This is a genomic window from Luteirhabdus pelagi, from assembly GCF_016827595.1.
GTDB lineage: Bacteria > Bacteroidota > Bacteroidia > Flavobacteriales > Flavobacteriaceae > Luteirhabdus > Luteirhabdus pelagi.
Genome location: NZ_JAECMS010000042.1, coordinates 1 through 641, shown reverse-complemented (window position 1 = coordinate 641; position 641 = coordinate 1). Strand labels below are relative to the sequence as shown.

1 protein-coding gene is annotated in these 641 nt (G+C 37.3%); it reads right to left on the bottom strand.

All coding sequences use genetic code 11. From position 1 onward, the window contains the following. Nucleotides 1-218 precede the first annotated feature (218 nt). Entirely contained in the window at nt 219-518 is a 300-nt protein-coding gene (locus tag I4Q58_RS15490; protein WP_203296819.1) for a hypothetical protein, read from the bottom strand. Between the last annotated feature and the right edge of the window lie 123 nt (nt 519-641).

Sequence of the window (641 nt, the reverse complement as noted above, 5' to 3'; positions counted from 1 at the left end):
GACTCAGCTCAGAAATTGGTTCAGAAACTGCCAAAATTTTTTGCGCCTGTGGCGCATCCGCACGATAAGCGCCAACGGGATCGTATAACGCGTCGTTTTGTTGACATCGAATTTACAATTTTTTCAGTTAGTGAAATAGTTGAATGGTTTTATGTGAAATTCAATTGACTTCCTTCAGCCGACAAAATGCGCGTTATACAGTGTTGTACGCTGGTTTGCTAATTCATCAGAATCAGAAATCCAATCAAAATCAGTATAAAAGTCACAACGAAAACAGTCATTAAAATCCGTTGCTTCTTTTTTTCTTTTCCAGCTTTCAGTCGAATTTGTTCCTTCACTTTAATCAATTCCTCTTCCGGAATCTTTTTCCATTCAGGTTTTTCAGTATACTTGTTCGGCTCTGAATAAATTCCATCACGATTGCTTTCCTTGAATTTCGATCGATTTGAAGGACGAAGAGAACGATTTTGTGCCATTCTCTTAATCATATCAAGTGCATGTCCAGCTCCGTAAGCCATATTCAATCAGTATTTTTTCAATTCAAGTTTTCAATCAAACTTGCGTACAACGGTAACGTATAACGACCTGTTGCGTTTTTTCACTTAGCAATTTAATGAATTTGTCGAGAATTTACCGAATGC

Bases quoted from the DNA above. Each gene is read 5' to 3' on its own strand.
- I4Q58_RS15490 (WP_203296819.1), bottom strand. From the start codon at position 518: ATGGCTTACGGAGCTGGACATGCACTTGATATGATTAAGAGAATGGCA.